The following is a 20,433-nucleotide window of genomic DNA, read 5'->3' on the forward strand; positions in this document are numbered from 1 at the left end:
GCGCCTCCGGACGAGCCGGAGGCGCCCTGGCGGTACCCGATTCTCAGCGCTTGGCGGCTTTCTTGGCCGGGGCCTTCTTGGCCGTGCTGGCCTTCTTGCTCGCCGTGGCGCGGGTGGACGTGCTCTTGGCCGCCGCCGACTTCTTCGCCGCCGTCGTCTTCTTGGCCGTGGTGGCCTTGGTGCCGCCGGTGGCCTTCTTCGCCGGAGCCGTCTTCTTCGCCGCCGCCTTGGTGGCGGTCGTCTTGGCGGGCGCCGCCTTCTTGGTCGTCGTCTTCTTGGCAACGGTCGACTTGGCCGTCGACCCCGTGGCGGACTTCTTCGCCGCCACGGTGTTCTTCGGGGCCTTGCCGCTGGCCACCATCTCCTTGAAACCGGCGCCCGGCCGGAAGGCCGGAACCGATGTCTTCTTCACCTTCACCGATTCACCGGTGCGGGGGTTGCGGGCTGTTCGAGCACCGCGCACGCGCTTTTCGAACACCCCGAACCCGGTGATGGCGACCCGGTCCCCCTTGGTGACCGCCGCCTGGACCTCCGCGAGGACCGCGTCGAGCGCCGACGTCGCCGTCTTCCGGTCTCCCAGACGAGCGGCGAGAGCCTCGATGAGCTCGGCCTTGTTCACGACTTCCCTCCCAATGTGCAACTGGACTCAACGCGAGCCATTCTGCGCGCACGGTATGCCCTGTGCCACCGGGACACAAACATCTGCTCGAAAAAACCCATTGTGTCGCAACGGATTCGCCCCCGCCGGACGAACCGGCGGGGGCGAAAACGACTGTGCGGTCGGCGGTTCGGCCTATGCCACCACAGGCCGGAAGGTGGATCGCCGGCCCTCGTACGCGGTGATGTCAGCCTCGTGCCGGAGGGTCAGTCCAATGTCGTCCAAGCCCTCCATCAGCCGCCACCGGCTGAAGTCGTCCATCGGGAAGGACCAGGTGTCCTCCCCTGCCCGGACCTCCCGGGCGGTCAGGTCGACCGTGATCCGGGCCGTCGGGTCGGACTCCGTCAACTCCCACAAAGCCTCGACGGCCTTCAATTCAAGCTCGACCGGCAGGAGCCCTTCCTTGAGCGCGTTCCCCCGGAAGATGTCCCCGAAGCGGGGGGCGATGACGGACCGGAACCCCCAGTCGCGCAGCGCCCACACGGCGTGCTCCCGTGAGGAGCCCGTGCCGAACTCGGGGCCGGCCACGAGAATCGACGCCCCGGAATATGAAGAATCGTTGAGCACGAATGTCGGGTCCTCCCGCCAGGCGCTGAAGAGGCCGTCGGCGAAGCCCGTCCGGGTCACCCGCTTGAGGTACACGGCGGGGATGATCTGATCGGTATCCACGTTGGACCGGCGCAGCGGAACCGCCGTACCGGTGTGCACGGTGAACTTCTCCATCTCAGGTCAGCCCCTTCACAGGTCGGCCGGCGCGGCCAGCCGGCCCACCACGGCGGTGGCGGCGGCGACCGGTGGCGAGACCAGGTGGGTACGCCCGCCCCGGCCCTGCCGGCCCTCGAAGTTACGGTTGGAGGTCGAGGCCGAGCGTTGGCCCGGCTTGAGGGTGTCCGGGTTCATGCCGAGGCACATCGAGCAGCCGGCGAACCGCCACTCGGCGCCGGCCTCGGTGAAGACCTTGTCCAGCCCCTCGTGTTCGGCGGCCTCCCGGACCGCTGCCGACCCGGGTACGACGAGCATCCGGACCCCGTCGGCGACCTTGTGCCCGCGCAGCACGTCGGCGGCGGCCCGGAGGTCCTCCAGCCGGCCGTTGGTGCAGGAGCCGACGAAGACCACGTCCACCGGTACGTCCCGGAGCCGGGTGCCGGGCCTGAGGTCCATGTATTCCAGGGCCCGCCGGGCGGCGGTCTGCTCGGCGTCGGTGACGAAGTCCTCCGGGTCGGGCACGGCGGCGTCCAGCGCGGTGCCCTGGCCCGGGTTGGTGCCCCAGGTGACGAACGGGCTGATCCGGCCGGCGTCGAGCACCACCTCGCTGTCGAAGGTCGCGCCCTCGTCGGTCGGCAGGGTGCGCCAGTATTCCAGCGCCGCGTCCCAGTCCGCGCCCTGCGGGGCGTTCGGCCGCCCCTTCAGGTACGCGAAGGTGGTCTCGTCCGGGGCGATCATCCCGGCCTTGGCGCCCCACTCGATGGACATGTTGGCGATGGTCATCCGGCCCTCCATGGAGAGCCCGCTGATCGCCTCGCCCCGGTATTCCACGATGTGGCCCCGACCGCCGCCGGTGCCGACCTGGGCGATCAGCGCCAGCACCAGGTCCTTGGCGGTGACCCCGGGGGCCAGCTCGCCGACCACGGTCACCGCCATGGTCCTGGGGCGGATCTGCGGCAGGGTCTGGGTCGCGAGGACGTGTTCGACCTCACTGGTCCCGATCCCGAAGGCCAGCGCGCCGAACGCGCCGTGGGTGGCCGTGTGTGAGTCGCCGCACACGATGGTCAGGCCCGGCTGGGTCAGCCCGAGCTGCGGCCCGATCACGTGCACGATGCCCTGGTTGTCGTCGCCGAGCGGGTGCAGCTTGACGCCGAACTCGGCGCAGTTGCGGCGCAGCGTCTCGATCTGGGTCCGCGAGGTCGGGTCGGCGATGGTGAGCAGGTCACCGCGCCGGGACCGGAAGGACGGATCGTCGTACCCGGTCGGGGTGTTGTGGTCCTCGGTCGCGAGCGTGAGGTCGGGCCGGCGGACCTTGCGGTTCGCCATCCGCAGCCCGTCGAAGGCCTGCGGGCTGGTCACCTCGTGCAGCAGGTGCAGGTCGATATAGAGCAGATCCGGCTCACCGTCAGCGGATCGCACCACGTGAGCATCCCAGACCTTCTCGGCCAAGGTCCTGGGCGAGGACGGCTCTGGAGTGACTCCCACCATCTGGACATCCTAAATTCTGGGAGGTAGGTTTCGGCTTGTGGGACACAGTATGAGCGGTGTCGGCGTTCTCGACAAGGCGGTGGTCATCCTGGCCGCCTGCGTCGACGGCGCCAGCCTGGCCGAACTCGTCGATCGCACCAAGCTGCCCCGGGCCACGGCCCACCGCCTGGCCCAGGCCCTGGAGATCCACCGGATGCTGGTCCGGGACACCCAGGGACGCTGGCGTCCCGGGCCGCGCCTGGGCGAGCTGGCGAACGCCGCCCCCGACGTACTGCTGACCGCGGCCGAGCCGCTGCTGTCGGCGCTCCGGGACGCGACGGGCGAGAGCGCCCAGCTCTATCTGCGCCGGGCCGACGAGCGGATCTGCGTCGCCGCCGCCGAGCGGGCCAGCGGGCTGCGCGACACCGTGCCGGTCGGCTCGGTACTGCCGATGACGGCCGGTTCCGCCGCGCAGATCCTGCTCGCCTGGGAGCCGCCGGAGGCGGTCATGCCGCTCCTCCCCCGCTGCAAGTTCACCGGCCGCACCCTGGCCGAGGTACGCCGCCGGGGCTGGGCGCAGAGCGTCGCCGAACGGGAGGCCGGAGTGGCGAGCGTCTCCTCGCCGATCCGGGACCGCACCGGACGGGTGATCGCGGCGATCAGCATCTCCGGGCCGATCGAGCGGCTCGGCCGGCGTCCCGGCGACCGGCACGCGATGGCCGTGGTACGGGCCGGCCAACGCCTCAGCGGCCTGTAGGCAGCCGCCGTCGACGCACCCAGCCCCAAGGGCGCCCCGCCTGCGCACCCGGCCCGACAGCTGCGCGTGGCAGGCGGGCGTCGTCCGAGCGGTCGGGCAGGCGCAACCGACGGCCTGCCCGAGAGTCCGCCGACCGCAAGTGGTTCGTTTCGGTTACCAGGTCGGGGCTGGTGTGCCATGCTCGACATCGGGAACTGACCGGCCCGGTCCGGCCGGACGAGCGCGGAACGGCCCCGAGTAGCGTGCGTGCCGGCAACGACGGAAACGGCCCGCGCCACCTGAGGTGACGCGGGCCGTCGGTCGTAGCCCCGACCGGATTCGAACCGGCGCTACCGCCTTGAGAGGGCGGCGTCCTAGGCCGCTAGACGACGGGGCCAGGACTTTTCCCTTTGTTGACCTTGCGATCAACGCTGCTGAACTCTACCAGAGACCAGCTACCGTTGCCCTTTCGGGCTTCGGTGGCTGGGGTACCAGGACTCGAACCTAGACTAACTGAACCAGAATCAGTCGGGCTGCCAATTACCCCATACCCCATCGGTGCTCGTCGCACCGAAAGCGAACTTTACCGGACCCGGTGGTGGAGACCAAATCGGGTCGGTACCGGGCGGCGACGTGCCGCCGCCGCCCGCACCGGACCTCAGTCGAGGGTCACCACCGGGTTCGACAGTTCGCCGATACCGCCGACGCGGACCGTGACGGTATCCCCGTCCACGATCGGACTAACCCCCGCCGGAGTACCGGTCAGCACCACGTCGCCCGGGAGCAGCGTCATCACGTGGGAGATGTAGGACACCAGGGTCGCGGCGTCGAAGACCATGTCCCTGGTCCGGCCGAGCTGGCGTACCTCCATCTCGTCGGCACCCACCTCGCAGCGGACCTCGACGTCGCTGACGTCGATCCCGGTCGAGATCCACGGGCCGAGCGGGCAGAACGAGTCGAAGCCCTTCGCCCGGGTCCACTGGCCGTCCGAGCGTTGCAGGTCCCGCGCGGTGACGTCGTTGGCGCAGGTGTACCCGAAGATCGCCTGGGCGGCGGCGGCCCGGTCCGCCCGACGCGCCCCCGGCGGCCCGATCACCACGGCCAACTCGGCCTCGTGCTCGACCTGCTTGGACTGGGCCGGCAACCGGATCGCGTCCCGGGGCCCGATCACCGAGGTCGACGGCTTGAGGAAGAGCAGCGGCTCGGCCGGTACCTCGTTGCCCAGCTCGGCGGCGTGCTCGGAGTAGTTGCGTCCGACACACACCACCTTGCTCGGCAGGATGGGCGAGAGCAGCCGGACGTCCGCCAGCGCCCAGCGGGCGGTGGTGAACCGGATCTCGCCGAACGGGTGGCCGTCGATCTCGGCCACCGTCAGGCCCTCGGGGCCGCCCTCCGGGTCACCCTCGACCACGCCGAACGACATTCCCTTTGCATGAGCGAAACGAGCGATACGCACGCCGCCAATCTATCCCCACCAGGAGCCTCCACCGGGAGCCGGCGCCGGTGGGCATGCGGCGGGGCGGCACCATACCGCAGCGGGCCGGCCGCCGACCGGGGTTCGATCCTTCCCCGCCGGCCGGCCACCCGTCCGGCTTAGCGTCGGGACGGGAGGAGACTTCGTGATGCCTGCATCGATCCGACTACGTGCGGTGGGGGCGGTGATCGCGGGTTGCCTGCTGTTCGCCACCGCGCCCGGCGCCCCCGCCCAGGCGGCCGGCGCCCCCGCCCAGGCGGCCGGCGCCCCCGCGCCGACCAGTCCGCTGATCACCGTCGCGATGGCCACGTCCGGCGATCCGGCGCCCCGCTACGAGATCCGGGTACGCAACGGTACCGACGGCATGGTGAAGACGACCGTACGGCAGGAACTGCCACCGGGCGCCACCCCGTCCATGATCAGCCAGGGCGGTACGGCCAGCGCGCCCGGCACCATGCCGGGACAGCTCGGTACCGAGGTGGTCTGGCAGGTCCAGCTCGGCGGCCGCAGCACCGCGCTGCTCAGCACCACCCTCGTACCGCCGGCGCGCGGTGCCGACGTCACCGCCCCGGCCTGCGCCTTCGTCGCGGGCGGCAACATGCCGTACGACTGCGCGACCGCGACCTGGAACCGGGCCCGGGCGGCCGCCGCCGGCCCCGGCCCGGACGACGCGGCACAGGCCCAGGGAGCCGCCGCCGCCCCACCCTGGTGGCGCCGGGGCACTCTGCTGGGTACCGCCCTCGCGGTACTGGCGCTGCTCGCCGCGGCCGGCGGCGCACTCTGGTGGCGGCGACTGCGGCGGCGGCGCGCCGCCGGCCAGGTCAACAAGGCACCCGTGACCGGTGCGGACCGGCGGGCCGCCAACCGGGCCGCGAAGCGCGAGGCCGCGGAGCGGCGCGCCGCCGAGCGGCAGGCCGCCGCCGCGGAACGGCGGATCCGCCGTTCCGGCAACCCGATCGCCCGGGCCCGGGCGCGGGTACGCGGAGACCACAAGATCCCGGTACCGGAGAGCGTGCGGCGGGCCACCGGCCACCCCCGGATCGGCGGTGCGGCGGAGCGTGCGGCGGCTGGCGATCTCGGTGCGACCGCCCACCGGACCGGGGACGAGACCGTGGGCGCGACCACCGGCGGCGTACCGCTGGAGCAGCGGCGACCGGCCGACGACGCGATGACCGGCAACCCGCTCGACGGCGCCGGGCTGGCCGACAGCGTGGCCGACGGCGGCGGGCTGCTCCGGGACGGCGGGCTGGCCAGGGCGGAGGGACCGGTCGAACCCGGTGCTGACGAACCGGGCGGTCTGGTCGGGATCGCCGGCGGCGCCCGTTACGTCGGGCGGGCACCGGTACCGCCCCGCACGCCCGCGCCGATCGACGTCGGGGAGCCGGCCGAGGACCCCGTACCGGAGCCGCCGGAGCCGACCGCCGAGGACCTCGCCCCGGTGGTCGGACGGGCCCGCCCCGCACCGCACCCGGCCACCACCTACCGGCCGCCCCGACGGCGTCCGAGGCCCCCGGCGTGGGCCGCGGTCGGCTCGGCCGCCCTGCTGGCGGTGGCCCTGGCCGCGCTCACCGCCTGGACCGGCTCGAGCCAGGTGAGCGCGATCAACGCCAACCGCCAGCCGTCCAGCGGGGCGTGGGTGGGCAGGACCGTGGCCGGGCCGGTCGGTACGAGCCTGCGGGAGAGCGCCTTCGAGTTCACCGTCTACCGGCTGGTCTGCCCGCCGGCACCCGGCGGCTGCCAGGCGATCCTCGGGGTACGCAACCTGACCGACAAGAGCCAGCAGTGGCACGGCACCCTGCAACGGGCGTACCTGCCCAGCGGGGACTGGGTCGGCGCCGACGTACCCGCGACCCAGATCGCCAACGCCGGAAAGGACCCGTTCGCCGAGCCGGTACCGGCCGGTCGACGCATGATCATGCCGCTCGTCTTCGCCTCGACCGGTGCGGTCGAACCGACCCGGATCGAGCTGCGCAGCGCCGTCTTCTCCGCCGGGGTCAGCATCGACGTGCCGCACTAGGTCGGCGGGCCGGACGAGGTCGACACCGCGTCGAGCTGCCGCGCTGGCCAGGGGCGTCCCGGCCCGCCGTACCCTGGAGCGGTGACCGCCGCTCTCGCCCGTACCGTCGTGCTCGACGCGGCGGACTGGCGCACCCGGCGGGCGGCCCACGAGCGGCGGGTGGACGAGTGGCTGGCGCCGCACCTGGCCCGGCGCGGCAGCGGCACCCGGCACCCGGTGGAAGACTTCCTCTTCACCTACTACTCGCACCGGCCGGCACAGTTGCGCCGGTGGCATCCCGGCGCCGGAGTAACGCTCCGCGACGCCGACCCGGCCGAGTTCGGCCGGGACTACCGTGCCGGGGACGCCGGCCTCACCCTGGACACCGAGGCGGTACGCGGGCGCCGGGGCGACTCCGTCGGCTGGATCCGCACCCTGCTGACCCGGACCGCCGGCCGGACCGGCCAGTTCGGCTGCTTCGGGATGCACGAATGGGCAATGGTCTACCGGCAGACCCAGACGGAGGTGCGGCACAACGCCTGGCCGCTGCGGCTCTCGCCCGAGCGGACCGCCCGGGTGGTGGAGGAGAACCGGATCCGGTGCAGCCACTTCGACGCGTACCGGTTCTTCACCGCGCCGGCCCGGCCGCTGAACCTGCTCGCCCCGAGCCGCGAGACGCAAGCCGACAACGAGCAGCCGGGCTGCCTGCACGCCAACATGGACCTCTACAAGTGGGCGTACAAGCTCTCCCCGCTGGTGCCCAGCGAACTGGTCGCCGACGCGTTCGCGCTCGCCCGGGAGATCCGCGCCCTGGACATGCGGGCCAGCCCCTACGACCTGGCCGCGCTCGGCTACCCGCCGGTCCGGGTGGAGACGCCCGAGGGCCGGGCCGAGTACGCCGCCGCCCAGCGCGGTTTCGCCGAGCGGGCCGCCCCGCTCCGGGCCCGACTGCTCACCGCGCTGGCGGCGGCCGGCGTCGACTGACGGCCGGGCGCCGCCCGGGTCAGATGATGCCGCCGTTGGCCCGCAGCACCTGGCCGTTGACCCAGTGCCCGGCCGGACTGACCAGGAAGGCCACCACCTCGGCGATGTCGTCGGGAGTGCCGAGCCGCTCCAGCGGTGGCTGGGCCGCCAGCTGGGCGATCCGCTCCTCGCTGTTGGCCCCCAGGAACAGGTCGGTGGCGGTCGGCCCGGGTGCGACGACGTTGACGGTGATGTCCCGGCCGCGCATCTCCCGGGCCAGCACCAGGGTCATCGCCTCGACCGCGCCCTTGCTGGCGGCGTAGGCGCTGTAGTTCGGGAAGGCGAGGCCGACGACCGAGGAGGAGAAGTTGACCAGCGCGCCGCCGGGGCGGAGCCGGCGTACCGCCTGCTGGTCGACGACGAAGGTGCCCCGGATGTTGGTCCGGTGCAGACTGTCCAGGTCGGCCAGGTCGAGTTCGGCGAGCGGGGCGAGCGGCATCCGGGCGGCCACGTGCACGACCACGTCGATGCCGCCGAAGGTCCGCTCGGCGGTGTCGAAGAGTCCGGCGACGGCGTGCTCGTCGGCCACGTCGGCCCGTACGGCGATCGCCCGGCCACCGGCCGCCTCGACCTCCTTGACCGCGGCCTCGGCCTCGGCCTGGTTTCCGACGTAGCCGACCACGACGGCGAAGCCGTCGGCGGCGAGCCGGGTGACGACCCGGCGGCCGATCCCGCGCGAGCCGCCGGTGACGACGGCGGTGCGAGCGTTCGGGGTGGCGGGGACGGACGGGATGGACACAGGAGTCTCCTTGCTGTTCGTACGGTTTCGCTGTCTGCGCCGTTTCGGGGGTGGGGGCGGGTCAGCCGCCGACGGGCCGGTCGGCGAGTCGGGTCAGCCACTCCAGCAGCAGGCCGGTCTCGGCCGGCGAGAGCGGGCTGTCCGGCAGCGCCGGCAGCAGCGCGCCGAGGTTCGCGGCGGCCACCGCGACCTCGGCACCCGGTTCGGCGCTGCGCTGCGGTCCGGCGGAAGGGTCCGGGGTGACGATGGCGGTGACGATCGCCTCGCGTACCCGGGCCGACACCTGGGCGGCGTCGGTGTAGATGGTCGGGCGGGTGATCAGCAGCAGTGCCACCCCCACGGTCGCCGGCATCACCATCTGGGCGGCGGTCTGTGGACTGATCCGGAGCCGGCCGGCCGCGGCGCAGCGTTCGAGCACGCCGAGCAGGAGTTGGTGCGCCTCGGTCGCGGCGGCCGGTGGGGTGGTGAGCCCCGGCGAGTACATCAGCCGGTAGAAGTTCGGGTTCTCCAGCGCGAACGAGACGTGGTTGTCCCAGCCGTTGCGGAGATCCTGCACCGGGTCGTCGGACGGGACGGCGGCCCGCTTGTCGGAGAGGTACTGCTCGTAGCCGTAGTCGACCACGGCGGCGAGCAGCCCCTCCTTGTCACCGAACTGGCGGTAGAGCACCGGAGCGCCCACCCCGGCTGCCTCGCAGACCGCCCGGGTGAGCAGGTCCGCCTCCGGGGAGCGGGACAGCAGGTCGGCCGCAGCCCGCAGAATCCGCGTTCTCGTATCCACGTAAACGACGATAACACGGTGGCCGTACCACTGCTACCGTGGACGTGTAATCGTCGTTACAGCCACCCGGCACGGCCGTACTACGCTGGCCGAGTGGATCTGGCCGAGGCGCGACAGTTGTGGAAACCAGAGCCGGGCTGGCTGAACACCGCCAGCTACGGGCTGCCCCCGGAGCCGGCCTGGGAGGCGCTCCAGGCCGCCCTCGCCGACTGGCGCACCGGGCATACCTCCTGGGAGGGCTGGGACTCCTCGACCGCCCGGTCCCGGGCCGCCTTCGCCCGGCTGGTCGGCGTACCGGTTGCGGACGTGACCGTCGGGGCGACCGTCTCCCAACTGCTCGCCCCGGTCGGTGCCGCGCTGCCCGCCGGAGCCACCGTGCTGGTGCCGGAGGTGGAGTTCACCTCCAACCTCTTCCCCTGGCTGGTGCAGGCCGAGCGCGGCGTACGGGTCCGCACCGTGCCGGCGGACCGGCTCGCCGAGGCGGTCGACGCCGACACCGACCTCGTCGCGTTCAGCCTGGTCCAGTCGGCGGACGGCGCCGTCGCCCGCTACGACGAGATCCTGGCCGCCGCCGAGGCGCACGACGCGCTGGTGGTGGTCGACGCCACCCAGGGCTGCGGCTGGCTGCCGTTCGACGCCGGCCGGGCCGACGTGGTCGCCGTGGGCGCGTACAAGTGGCTGATGGCGCCGCGCGGGGCCGCGTTCGGCTACCTGGCCCCCCGGATCCGGGACCGGATCACCCCGCTCGCCGCCAACTGGTACGCCGGCTCCGACCCGCACGCCTCCTACTACGGGCCGCCGCTGCGGCTGGCCGACGACGCCCGCCGGTTCGACCTCTCCCCCGCCTGGTTCTGCTTCGTCGGCGCGGCTCCGGCCCTGGAACTCCTCGTCGAGGTGGGCCTGCCGGCGATCCGGGAGCACAACGTCAGGTTGGCCAACCGGTTCCTGGCCGGGCTCGGCCAGCCGCCCCGGGACAGCGCGATCGTCACCGTCGACGTGCCCGGTGCGGCGGAGAAGCTGGCGGCGGCGGGGGTCCGGGCGGCGGTCCGGGCCGGCCGGGTACGCGCCTCGTTCCACCTCTACTCGAGCGAGCACGACGTCGACCTGGCCCTGGCCGCCCTGACCTCCTGACCCCGCTGACGTCCAGACCGCCCTGACGTCACGTCGCGGGGGTGGCAGCCGCCGGGAGGTCAGTCCCCGTCGCGGCGGCGTAGCTGCTTGATCTGGCCCCGGCGCTTCTTCTCGGCGAGCCGGCGCTCCTTGGCGCCGCGACTCGGTTTGGTGGGTCGCCTCGGCGGCGGTGGCGGCGCGACCGCGTCCGCCAGCAGCGCGGCGAGCCGGGCCAGTGCGGCCTCCCGGTTGCGGAGCTGGGCCCGGTGTTCCGACGCCGAGATCGTCAGTACCCCGTCGACGAGCCGACCCTCCAGCCGGTCCAGCGCCCGAGTCTTGAGCCGCTCCGGCAGCGCCGTCGAGTTCACCACGTCGAAGGAGAGTTCCGCCCGGGAGTCGGTGGTGTTCACGCCCTGTCCACCCGGGCCGCTGGACCGGGAGAACCGCCAGTTCAGTTCCGCCTCCGGGATGACGAGGCCCGGTCGGATGGTCAGGGGTGCCATGACGTCAACCGTACGGCTCAGCCGCCCTTGCCGATGATGGTGTCCGCCGTCTGCTGCACCTGCTCGATCGGGATGGCGAAGCCGATCCCGATCGACCCGCTGCCGTCGATGGTGGCGATCGCGGTGTTCACCCCGACGACCTCGCCCCGGGCGTTGACCAGCGGACCACCCGAGTTGCCCGGATTGATGGAGGCGTCGGTCTGCACCGCGCTGTGCCGGTTGTCGCCGAGCTTCACCTGCCGGTCCAGCGCGCTGACGATGCCGGCGGTCACCGTGCCGGCGAGCCCGAGCGGGGAGCCGACCGCGAGGACCGGCTCACCGACCCGGGTGGCCCCGGGCTTGGCCAGTGGCAGCGCCGTCAGTCCGGCCGACGGCGGCACCCGGAGCACCGCGATGTCGCTACTGGAGTCCCGGCCGACGAGCCGGGCCGGGAACTGCCGGCCGTCCGACGTTTCCACCATCACCGCGCCGTCGGGCTCCCCGCCACCGCCCCGAGCCACGATGTGGTCGTTGGTGACGATGTGCTGCAGGTCGTCGATGGCGAACCCGGAACCGCTGGCCGACTTGCCGCCCCCGGCCACCATCACCGAGACGACGCCGGGCACCACCTGCGCGGCGGCGGCCACCAGGTCGGCCGGAATCGCGGCCTGCGCCGCCCTGCCCGGCTGCCCCGAGGGCTCCTGGCTGGCCACCCAGCCGCCGGCCAGGCCGCCGGAGCCGATGGAGAGCGCGACCACGGCCAGCGCGGCGAGCAGCGCCCGCCGCCGCCGGGTCGCCCGGTCGACCGCCAGCGCCGCACCGGGTACGCCCGGAACACCGCGCCCGTCCGGTTCCAGGTCGGGTGAGATGAACCATGGACCGCGGGGTTCGCCGAGTCCGGTCTGCGTTGCCATAGCTCACTCCTCGTCAGTCCGTCGTCGGATCAGGCCGGCGGGTGTGCCGGTTCCGCCTCGGCGGGGCCGAGCCGGGCCGGGCCGGTCTACGGCAGCCGGGAGAACCACGCCATCGAGCCACCCGCCGCCGCCAGCGCCAGCAACAGCCCGATGCCGATGAACCGGGCGGAGACGTCCTGCTTCTCCGTGCGGTAGCCGACCGAGGTCCCGATGTCCTCGTACACGGCACGCAACTCGGCACTGGTGCCCGCCTCGTGGTAGCCGCCCTTGGTCTGCTCGGCCACCGCCCGCAGGGTCTGACCGTCCACCGGTACCCGGATCGGCCGGCCACCCCGGGCGACATAGCCGGAGGCGGTGCCGAACGAGATGGTGTGCACCGGTACGCCCACCTGCACCGCCTCGTCGGCCGCGTCCATCGGGTCCCGTCCGGAGGTGTTCGCCCCGTCGGAGAGCAACACGATCCGGGCCGGCGGCGGGTTCTTCGCGGCCTGGGTGTCGAAGGTCTTGATCGCCTCCAGCGAGGTGCCGATCGCCTCGCCGATCGCGGTGCCCTGCACCCCGGTACTCCCCTCGGCGAGCCGCCTGATCCCGGAGTGCAGCACCGAACGGTCGGTGCCGGGCGGCACGAGTACCGCCGCGCTGCCGGCGAAGGCGACCAGCCCGACGTTGAACTCGTCCGGCAGCGTCTCGGCGAACCGGTGCGCCGCCGACTTCGCCGCGGCCAGCCGGTCCGGCTCGACGTCGGTGGCGAGCATCGAGGTCGAGACGTCCACCGCCACCATCACGGTGGCCCGCTCCCGGGGCACCCTGACCTCCGCCTCCGGCCGGGCGAAGCCGACCACCAGCAGCGCCATCATGGCCAGGAACAACCCGGCCGGCAGGTGCCGGCGCCAGGACGGCCGGTCCGGCGCGACCCGGTCCAGCAGCCGCAGGTTGGTGAAGCGGACGGCGTACCGGCTGCGGCGCCGTTGCAGCACCACGTACCAGATGCCGAGTCCGAGCACACCGAGCAGCAGCAACAGCCGCTCCGGAGACTGCCACGTCATGCCGCGCCTCCCCGTACCGGTGGTGCCACGGGCGGCCGGGCCGTGCCGGCCAGCCGCCGCTGGGTGTGTACGTGCCGGACGATGTCCGCGACCCAGTCCCGGTCGGTACGCAGCGACAGGTGCGCGGCACCGGCGCGGCGCAACGCCTGCCGGACCAGTTCGCGCTGGCCGGCCGCCGCGTCGGCGTACCGCTGGCGGAGCCGACGGTCCGCGGTGGACACGTCGCGCCGCCGGCCCGTCTCCGGGTCGACCAGCGTGACCAGCCCGACGTCCGGCAGTTCCAGTTCGCGCGGGTCGACGATCTCGACCGCCAGCACCTGGTGGCGTACCCCGAGCCGCCGCACGGCCCGCTCCCAGGCCGGCGTGCCGCCCTCGGTCTCGGGCAGCCCGTCGAGGAAGTCGGAGACCAGCACCGCCAGCCCCCGCCCGGTGGTGGCCCGGTGCAGTGTGGTCACCGCGTCGGCGAACGACGGGGCCGTCCCGGAGGTGTCCCGCCGGTGCGCCGCGAGCAGCATGTTGAGCAGGCCCAGCAGGTGGGTCCGGCCGGTCCGGGCCGGAAAGCGGCGGATCCCGGTGCCGTCGAGCAGGTGGGCGCCGAGCCGGTTGCCCACCCCGGCGGTGAGGAAGCCGACCGCCGCCGTCGCGGCCACCGCGAGTTCCCGCTTGTCCAGCTCGGCGGTGCCGAAGTCCATACTGGGCGTCGAGTCGACCAGCAGCCAGGTGGTCAGTTCCCGGTCGGCGTCCACCTCGCGTACGTGCGGCAGGGTGGTCCGGGCGGTCACCGCCCAGTCCATCCGGCGTACCTCGTCCTCGCCGGGCCGGTATTCCCGGGCGCCGGTGAACTCGCTGCCGGGGCCGGGGAGCAGGCCGAGGTGCTGGCCGTGCAACAGCCCGTCGAGCCGCCGGGTGACCAGCAGTTCCAGCCGGCGCAACCGGTGCTCGGGGGCGAGCTGTGCCAGGGTGGGGTCGCCACTGCCCGCAGGCACGCCGTCCCGGCCCGGCCGGGCATCCCGGCCCGGCGGGCTGTCCCGACCGATCCGGCCGACCCGGCGACCGATCCGGCTGACCCGGCGACCGATCCGGCTGACCCGGCTCACGCGACCGCCAGGCCGCGCCGCTGTTCCTCACGGCTCGGCGCGATCCGGGGCGGCGGGACCGCCTCGACCAGCCGGCGTACCACCGACTCGGCCGGTACGCCGTCGGCGATCGCGTCGAAGGAGAGCACCAGCCGGTGCGCGATCACGTCGCAGGCGAGTTCGCGTACGTCATCCGGGAGCACGTAGTCCCGGCCGCGCAGCAGCGCCTGTGCCCGGGCGGCGGCGACCAGTCCGAGGGTGGCCCGGGGACTCGCCCCGTACGCGAGCAGCGGCGCCACCTCCGGCACCCCGAACCGGGCCGGGTCGCGGGTGGCCAGGATCAGCCGTACGACGTATTCGGCGAGTGCGTGGTGCACGAAGACCCGGGAGGCCCGGTCCTGGAGCGCGCGCAACCGCTCCGCGTCGAGTACGGGCCGTGCGGTCGGCCGCTCCGCGCTCATCCGGTAGAGGATGGCGAGTTCGTCGGCGTCGGTGGGGTAGTCGACGAGTACCTTCAGCAGGAACCGGTCGCGTTGTGCCTCGGGTAGCTGGTAGACGCCCTCGGACTCGATCGGGTTCTGGGTGGCCAGGACCAGGAACGGTTCCGGCACGGGATAGCTGCGCCCGCCGATCGAGACCTGCCGCTCGGCCATCGCCTCCAGCAGCGCCGACTGCACCTTGGCCGGCGCCCGGTTGATCTCGTCGGCGAGGACCAGGTTCGCCATCACCGGGCCCAGTTCCACGTCGAAGCTCTCGGACGAGGCGCGGTAGATCCGGGTACCGACGATGTCCGACGGCACCAGGTCCGGGGTGAACTGGATCCGGGAGAAGGTCCCGCCGACGGCGACGGCCAGGGTCTGCGCGGCGAGGGTCTTCGCCACCCCCGGTACGCCCTCCAGCAGGCAGTGCCCGTCGGCCAGCAACGCGGTGAAGAGCCGCTCCACGAGCCTGTCCTGCCCGACGATCACCCGCTTGACCTCGAAGAGGGCCTGTTCCAGCTCGGGGCCGGCGGAAGCCGTCTCGACCGGCCTGGGGCGGGTGGCCACGGTGTCTGACATGTCCGTCACGGTGCGGGCTTCCCGACCTCGTCGGCGGCAAACCCGCGGTCACCGCGGGGTCGTGACAAGTTCCGTCACAGGCACACCTCAGGACGTACAAAACCTCCGGTGTACCAATAGGATCGGCGGCACCCAAACCCGTCAGCCGAGCCGGGACGGGACGAAACGCAGGAGGCACTGGTGTTGCTGCGACGGTGCGGAGCGATGCTGCTGGCGGTGGCCTCGGTGCTGGTCCTCGCGGCACCGGCGGCGGCGGCCCCCGATCCGCTTCCGCCGCCGAGCTACGCGGGGTTCCGGCTGGTGAAGGCGATCCCCGGCGAGCCCGGCACGCCGCGGATCACCCTGCCGGTCGGCTACGAACTCGTCACCGGCGCCTCGACCCAGGTGGCCAGCCGGGCCGAGTACTACTCCTTCGTCCGGGGCCCGCGCAGCGAGGCGGTCACGGTCACCGTCGACTGGCCGGGCACCTGGGTCGGCTCGGTGGTGGCCACCGACACCCGGCTGGCGATCCACCGGCACGCGGGTGCGCCGTACCGGATCAGCTTCACCCTGCCGGTGACCTGGTCGTCGGTGAACGCCAACCAGGCGACCGTGCAGGTCTGGAGCATGCTCAGCCCGGAGACGTCGAGCGGGCTGCACTGGCGGATCGAGCACAACGACCCGGACCGGGTGGCCGGGCCGTGGACCACCGTCGCCTGGCCGGCGACGCAGGCCGCCTCGGTGATCAACTACATGATCGCCACCGAGGCCGTGCTCCAGGACTCCGGCCTGGTCGCCGAGGCCCGCCGCAAGGGACACTTCTTCTCGCTGATGGGCTTCGAGACCAACAACGTGCTACACCCGGACAACCCGCCACACTGGCACCTCGCCTACTACCCCGGCCTCACCTACAGCGCGCCAGGGGCGCACGTGCCGCACTTCTGGGTCGACGCACAGGGCAGGACCTACTACAACGGGATGGACATCCAGGGCCAGGGCCGCAGCCGCTTCTACGCCGGGGACCCGGCGCAGATCCACGATCCCGAGAACAACCTGGTCGTCACCCTCACCATCCGGGCCGACGGTGGGTTGGACATCGACCCGCCGGCCGGGCCGCGCTACTCGGTCACCGCACCGGACGGGGACTTCTCGCACCAGGTCGACGTCGCCCGGGACGGCGTACCGTGGCGCTCGGTGGTCAGCCGGGACCACGTGAAGATCGGCGTACTGGTCACCCAGGTGAAGGAGCACCAGTCGGCCCGGCCGCACCGGACCACTGTCTACCAGTACGACGCGCTGACCGGGGTGCTGACCAACACCTGGCCCGGCCCGCACTAGCTCCGCACCCCGCACACGATCTTCACCGGCTCTCCACAACCGACGGTTAGCGTGCCGGTGTGGATGTCGATCTCGCCCCGGAGCCGCCGCTCCCGGCCGCACCGAACCGGACCCGTCGACGGCTGCTGACCGGGTTCTGCTGGCTGCTGGTGCTGCCCGCGCTCGGTGTCGCGGCGGTACGCCTCACCGGGCTGGAGCGGGGCCCGCTGGTGCAACTGCTGGCGTTCACGCCGTACCTGGCGGCCTGGGCGCCGGTGCCCCTCGGGCTGGCCCTGGCCGTCCGGCGCCGGTGGGCGGCGGGCGCCGCGGCCGTCGCCGCGCTGGTCCTGGTCGCGCTGGTCGCCCCCCGCGCGCTGCCGGACCGGCAGCCGGCCGCCGGCGGTACCGCGCTGCGGGTGCTCACCGCCAACCTGCTCGCCGGGGCGGCCGACCCGGAAGCGCTGGTCACGCTCGTCCGGACCGAACGGGTCGACGTACTCGCCACCCAGGAGTTCACCCCGGCGGCCGAGGCGGAACTGGACCGGCTCGGCCTGGCCGGGCTGCTGCCGCACCGGCAGGTCAACCCGGAGGTCGGCACGACCGGGTCGGCACTGTATTCCCGCCACCCGCTCCGCGAGGCCGGTACCCGGCGCAACGGGGGCGGCTTCTCCCAGGCGTACGCGACGGTCCAGCCCCCGGACGGCCCGGCGGTACTCGTGGAGTCGGCGCATCCGATGGCGCCCGCCACGCTGGCCTGGCTGGCGGACTGGCGTGCGGACCTGCGGGCCCAGCCACCGGCCACCCCGGACGGGCCGCTGCGGATCCTGGCCGGGGACTTCAACGCCACCCTCGACCACGCCCCGCTGCGCGACCTGCTCGACACCGGGTACGTCGACGCCGCCGACTCGGTCGGGGCCGGGCTCACCGGCACCTGGGGCCCGTACGACGGCGATCCGATCCCGCCGGTGACCATCGACCACGTCCTGGTGGACCGGCGGATCGCGGTCGGCCGGGTGGCGGTGTTCCGGCTGCCCGGCTCCGACCACCGCCCGGTACTGGCCGAGCTGACCCTGCCGGCGCGCTGAGGCCGAGGCGCCGGAGTACGGGTCCGACCGCGACCGCGCGGCCCCGGGCACCACCGCCCCGTCGCCGCGCGCCCCCACCAAGACGCCGCCGGCCTCCGTGTCCGTTCGGGGGGACACGGAGGCCGGCGGGCACCGGGGGTCAGGGCAGGAACACCGCCAGGTGGAAACTGCGGTTCGCCGGCTGGTTGGCCGCGTTCCAGGTCTGCACGAAGACGCCCTGGGACAGGTTGGTCCGGCCGACCACCGAGATGAGACCGGACGGTGAGGTGCCGACGCTGCCGGTCAACCCGATCGTGGCGACGAACGCCCCACTGGCCACCGGCACGTTGAAGACCACCTGGTAGAGGCCGAGTCCCAGCGAGGTCGCCGAGACGGCCTGACTGCCCCGGATCAGACCGCCGTTGGCGCTGACCACGGCGAAGAGCTGCGCGCTCGACGCCTGGACGGCCGCGTCGCCCTTGAGCAGCGCCGCCTTGGCCAGGTCGATGTCGGCCTGGGTGACCGCCGGTTGCTGGACCACCTTGCCGTTCACCCGTACCGCGTCGGGGTCGGCGCGGTGACTCGGGCCGGCGACGGCGATGCCGCCACCGGCGAGGGTCAGCGCGAGTGCTCCGACGGCTAGCAGGATCGTCTTACGTCCAAAAATTCTGGCCATGACGTCATCTCTTTCTTTCTACCCAGGATGGTGATGGTCTCTCCGACGGTGGAGATGGGTCCGAACTGTCGACCTGCTGTTCCGGGTATGCCCCTTGCCCGTCCAGACTCGCGACCGAAATAGCCAGCCCGACAATTGCCGTGGGCGCTTTCAACGACGAGCCACCGGACAATGAGGGCTGCGTCAGTGCTTGACGCACGATTGTTTCTCGTGCTGAACGCCCGACCGACACCGATCGTCGCCCCGCGCTCAGCAGCAGATACTACTTAGAGTGGCCACTCAACAACCATGAGCGAACATAGCATTCGGCAAAGCAGCAGGTCAATAGCGGTTTCATCTGCCCGGGACCGTCCACTTCGGCAGCCGACAACGGGCCGTCATCCGGAGCGCGATTTTCGAGAATGCGTGCGACTCTCGGATCTCACATTCATTTTTCGCCTTTTCCCCGAAACGGCCGCGAGCGGACCGGAGAAACGGAACGGCCCCGCTCGCGGTCGTCACCGCGGCGGGGCCGTGCGTCGGGTCGTCGGCTCAGACCTCGGCCGGGGTACGCGCCACCCCGTACGTCAGCGCGTCGACCAGCGCGTGCCAGCTCGCCTCCACCACGTTCGGGTGTACGCCCACCGTGGTCCAGTCCCGGCCGCCGCTGTCGGCGGTCTCCACCAGTACCCGGGTGATCGCGCCGGTGCCGTGGCTCCCCTCCAGGATCCGTACCTTGTAGTCGGCCAGCTCGAACCCGCGCAGCTCCGGGTAGTGCCGCAGCAGCGCCACCCGCAGCGCCTCGTCGAGGGCGTTGATCGGACCGTTCCCCTCGGCGGTGGCGATCACGCGCTCGCCGCGTACCCGGAGTTTCACCGTCGCCTCGGAAACCACCGCACCGTCCTCGCGGTGCTCGACCAGCACCCGGTACGACTCCAGCGCGAACGGCCGGGGCGCGCTCATCCCGGGCAGCTCGGCGCGGACCAGCAGCTCGAACGAGGCGTCGGCGGCTTCGAAGGACCAGCCGCCGGCCTCCATCTCCTTGACCCGCTTGGTGACCCGCGCGGCGGCGTCGGGATGGTCGGCCAGGTCCAGACCGAGTTCGCGGCTCTTCAGCTCGATGCTGGCCCGGCCGGCCATCTCCGTCACCAGGATCCGCATGTCGTTCCCCACCACGGCGGGGTCCACATGGTTGTAGAGCAGCGGATCCACCTTGATCGCACTCGCGTGCAGCCCCGCCTTGTGGGCGAAGGCGGCGGCCCCGACGTAGGCCTGGTGGGTGTCGGGGGCGATGTTGGCGATCTCCGCGATGGCGTGCGAGACGCGCACCATCTGCTCCAGGCACCCGTCCGGTAGGACCGGTAGCCCGAGCTTGAGTTGCAGGTTGGCGACCACCGCGAAGAGGTCGGCGTTGCCCGGCCGCTCGCCGTAGCCGTTGGCGGTGCCCTGGAAGTGGCGTACCCCGGCCTCGACGGCGGCGATGGTGTTCGCCACCGCGCAGCCGGTGTCGTTCTGGGTGTGGATACCGAGCCGGGCCGGCGAGATCCCGAGCCGCTCGGTCAGCTCGCCGATCGCGGCCGTCACCTGGGAGGGCAGCATCCCGCCGTTGGTGTCGCACATCACCACGACCTCGGCGCCGGCTTCGAGGGCGGTCTCGACCACCGAGGAGGTGTACGCCGGGTCGTGCCGGAAGCCGTCGAAGAAGTGCTCGCAGTCGAGGAAGGCCCGCCGCCCCTGCGCGACCAGGTGCCCGACGCTGTCCCGGACCATCGCCAGGTTCTCCGCCGGAGTGGTCCGCAGCGCCCGCTCCACGTGCCGGATGTCGGACTTGGCGACCAGGCAGACCGCCGGGGTCTCGGCGTCCAGCAGCGCACGCAGCTGCGGGTCGGCGTCGACGGCCACGCCCGCCTTCCGGGTCGCGCCGAAGGCGACCAGTACGGCGTGCTTGAGATCCAGCTCCGCCCGGGCCCGGCGGAAGAACTCGGTGTCCTTCGGCATCGCCCCCGGCCAGCCCCCCTCGATGAATCCGACGCCGAACTCGTCGAGCAGCCGGGCCACGGCCAGCTTGTCGACGACCGAGTAGCTGATCCCCTCGCGCTGCGCGCCGTCGCGCAACGTCGTGTCGAACACCTGGTACGTCATGTGATCTCCTTCGA

19 protein-coding genes and 2 tRNA genes are annotated in these 20,433 nt (G+C 72.8%); 6 read left to right on the plus strand and 15 right to left on the minus strand.

Going from position 1 to position 20,433, the window contains the following annotated elements; all coding sequences use genetic code 11:
• Positions 1 to 43 precede the first annotated feature (43 nt).
• The 3 genes from V1634_RS08425 to leuC all read right to left on the minus strand — a co-directional run bounded on the left by V1634_RS08425 (position 44) and on the right by leuC (position 2,851).
• Positions 44 to 619 carry an HU family DNA-binding protein gene (locus V1634_RS08425; RefSeq protein WP_331207174.1) on the minus strand — a complete coding sequence of 192 codons (576 nt, stop codon included), beginning with the start codon at positions 617 to 619 and terminating at the stop codon, positions 44 to 46.
• 174 nt (positions 620 to 793) lie between these two features.
• A complete protein-coding gene (gene leuD / locus V1634_RS08430; protein WP_331207175.1) occupies positions 794 to 1,381 on the minus strand; it encodes a 3-isopropylmalate dehydratase small subunit in 588 nt (195 codons plus the stop codon).
• A 15-nt stretch (positions 1,382 to 1,396) separates the two neighbouring features.
• Complete coding sequence (gene leuC / locus V1634_RS08435) at positions 1,397 to 2,851, minus strand: 3-isopropylmalate dehydratase large subunit (protein WP_331207176.1); 1,455 nt, start codon at positions 2,849 to 2,851, stop codon at positions 1,397 to 1,399.
• A 49-nt stretch (positions 2,852 to 2,900) separates the two neighbouring features.
• Between leuC and V1634_RS08440 the strand changes: the two genes are divergently transcribed.
• Positions 2,901 to 3,587: an IclR family transcriptional regulator gene (locus tag V1634_RS08440; protein ID WP_101370253.1), complete on the plus strand. Its 687-nt coding sequence runs from the start codon at positions 2,901 to 2,903 to the stop codon at positions 3,585 to 3,587.
• A gap of 303 nt (positions 3,588 to 3,890) precedes the next feature.
• Here V1634_RS08440 and V1634_RS08445 read toward each other — a convergent pair.
• From V1634_RS08445 to V1634_RS08455, 3 genes are all read right to left on the minus strand, one after another.
• Positions 3,891 to 3,963: transfer RNA gene (locus V1634_RS08445), tRNA-Glu, on the minus strand.
• A gap of 83 nt (positions 3,964 to 4,046) precedes the next feature.
• Positions 4,047 to 4,121, minus strand: a tRNA-Gln gene (locus V1634_RS08450).
• A 103-nt stretch (positions 4,122 to 4,224) separates the two neighbouring features.
• Positions 4,225 to 5,022, minus strand: coding sequence for a fumarylacetoacetate hydrolase family protein (locus tag V1634_RS08455; protein WP_331207177.1), 798 nt, complete (start codon positions 5,020 to 5,022; stop codon positions 4,225 to 4,227).
• A gap of 166 nt (positions 5,023 to 5,188) precedes the next feature.
• Between V1634_RS08455 and V1634_RS08460 the strand changes: the two genes are divergently transcribed.
• Positions 5,189 to 7,057 (plus strand): hypothetical protein, encoded by a 1,869-nt coding sequence (locus V1634_RS08460; RefSeq protein ID WP_331207178.1) that lies wholly within the window; start codon positions 5,189 to 5,191, stop codon positions 7,055 to 7,057.
• A gap of 81 nt (positions 7,058 to 7,138) precedes the next feature.
• Positions 7,139 to 8,020, plus strand: a complete 882-nt coding sequence (locus V1634_RS08465; RefSeq protein ID WP_331207179.1) for a 3-methyladenine DNA glycosylase — start codon at positions 7,139 to 7,141, stop codon at positions 8,018 to 8,020.
• 19 nt (positions 8,021 to 8,039) lie between these two features.
• On the opposite strand, the gene V1634_RS08470 is transcribed toward V1634_RS08465, so the two are convergent.
• Complete coding sequence (locus V1634_RS08470) at positions 8,040 to 8,798, minus strand: SDR family oxidoreductase (RefSeq protein ID WP_331207180.1); 759 nt, start codon at positions 8,796 to 8,798, stop codon at positions 8,040 to 8,042.
• Between the two features lie 61 nt (positions 8,799 to 8,859).
• Positions 8,860 to 9,576, minus strand: coding sequence for a TetR/AcrR family transcriptional regulator (locus V1634_RS08475; protein WP_331207181.1), 717 nt, complete (start codon positions 9,574 to 9,576; stop codon positions 8,860 to 8,862).
• A 93-nt stretch (positions 9,577 to 9,669) separates the two neighbouring features.
• Between V1634_RS08475 and V1634_RS08480 the strand changes: the two genes are divergently transcribed.
• Positions 9,670 to 10,707, plus strand: a complete 1,038-nt coding sequence (locus V1634_RS08480; RefSeq protein WP_331207182.1) for an aminotransferase class V-fold PLP-dependent enzyme — start codon at positions 9,670 to 9,672, stop codon at positions 10,705 to 10,707.
• A 59-nt stretch (positions 10,708 to 10,766) separates the two neighbouring features.
• On the opposite strand, the gene arfB is transcribed toward V1634_RS08480, so the two are convergent.
• The 5 genes from arfB to V1634_RS08505 all read right to left on the minus strand — a co-directional run bounded on the left by arfB (position 10,767) and on the right by V1634_RS08505 (position 15,271).
• Positions 10,767 to 11,189, minus strand: a complete 423-nt coding sequence (gene arfB / locus V1634_RS08485; protein WP_331207183.1) for an alternative ribosome rescue aminoacyl-tRNA hydrolase ArfB — start codon at positions 11,187 to 11,189, stop codon at positions 10,767 to 10,769.
• A 17-nt stretch (positions 11,190 to 11,206) separates the two neighbouring features.
• Positions 11,207 to 12,082, minus strand: coding sequence for a S1C family serine protease (locus tag V1634_RS08490; protein WP_331207184.1), 876 nt, complete (start codon positions 12,080 to 12,082; stop codon positions 11,207 to 11,209).
• Between the two features lie 86 nt (positions 12,083 to 12,168).
• Positions 12,169 to 13,128 carry a VWA domain-containing protein gene (locus tag V1634_RS08495; RefSeq protein ID WP_331207185.1) on the minus strand — a complete coding sequence of 320 codons (960 nt, stop codon included), beginning with the start codon at positions 13,126 to 13,128 and terminating at the stop codon, positions 12,169 to 12,171.
• Positions 13,125 to 14,114: a DUF58 domain-containing protein gene (locus tag V1634_RS08500; RefSeq protein WP_331207362.1), complete on the minus strand. Its 990-nt coding sequence runs from the start codon at positions 14,112 to 14,114 to the stop codon at positions 13,125 to 13,127. The genes V1634_RS08495 and V1634_RS08500 overlap by 4 nt, the downstream gene beginning before the upstream one ends.
• Positions 14,115 to 14,221: 107 nt before the next feature.
• On the minus strand, positions 14,222 to 15,271 hold the full coding sequence (locus tag V1634_RS08505; RefSeq protein WP_331207186.1) for an AAA family ATPase: 1,050 nt from the start codon (positions 15,269 to 15,271) through the stop codon (positions 14,222 to 14,224).
• 171 nt (positions 15,272 to 15,442) lie between these two features.
• Between V1634_RS08505 and V1634_RS08510 the strand changes: the two genes are divergently transcribed.
• On the plus strand, positions 15,443 to 16,579 hold the full coding sequence (locus V1634_RS08510) for a hypothetical protein (RefSeq protein ID WP_331207187.1): 1,137 nt from the start codon (positions 15,443 to 15,445) through the stop codon (positions 16,577 to 16,579).
• A gap of 125 nt (positions 16,580 to 16,704) precedes the next feature.
• Positions 16,705 to 17,643 (plus strand): endonuclease/exonuclease/phosphatase family protein, encoded by a 939-nt coding sequence (locus V1634_RS08515; protein WP_331207363.1) that lies wholly within the window; start codon positions 16,705 to 16,707, stop codon positions 17,641 to 17,643.
• Between the two features lie 139 nt (positions 17,644 to 17,782).
• Here V1634_RS08515 and V1634_RS08520 read toward each other — a convergent pair whose 3' ends face one another.
• Positions 17,783 to 18,298, minus strand: coding sequence for a hypothetical protein (locus V1634_RS08520; protein WP_331207188.1), 516 nt, complete (start codon positions 18,296 to 18,298; stop codon positions 17,783 to 17,785).
• A gap of 531 nt (positions 18,299 to 18,829) precedes the next feature.
• Positions 18,830 to 20,419 carry a citramalate synthase gene (gene cimA / locus V1634_RS08525; protein ID WP_331207189.1) on the minus strand — a complete coding sequence of 530 codons (1,590 nt, stop codon included), beginning with the start codon at positions 20,417 to 20,419 and terminating at the stop codon, positions 18,830 to 18,832.
• Between the last annotated feature and the right edge of the window lie 14 nt (positions 20,420 to 20,433).

Source organism: Plantactinospora veratri, assembly GCF_036421995.1.
GTDB lineage: Bacteria > Actinomycetota > Actinomycetes > Mycobacteriales > Micromonosporaceae > Plantactinospora > Plantactinospora veratri.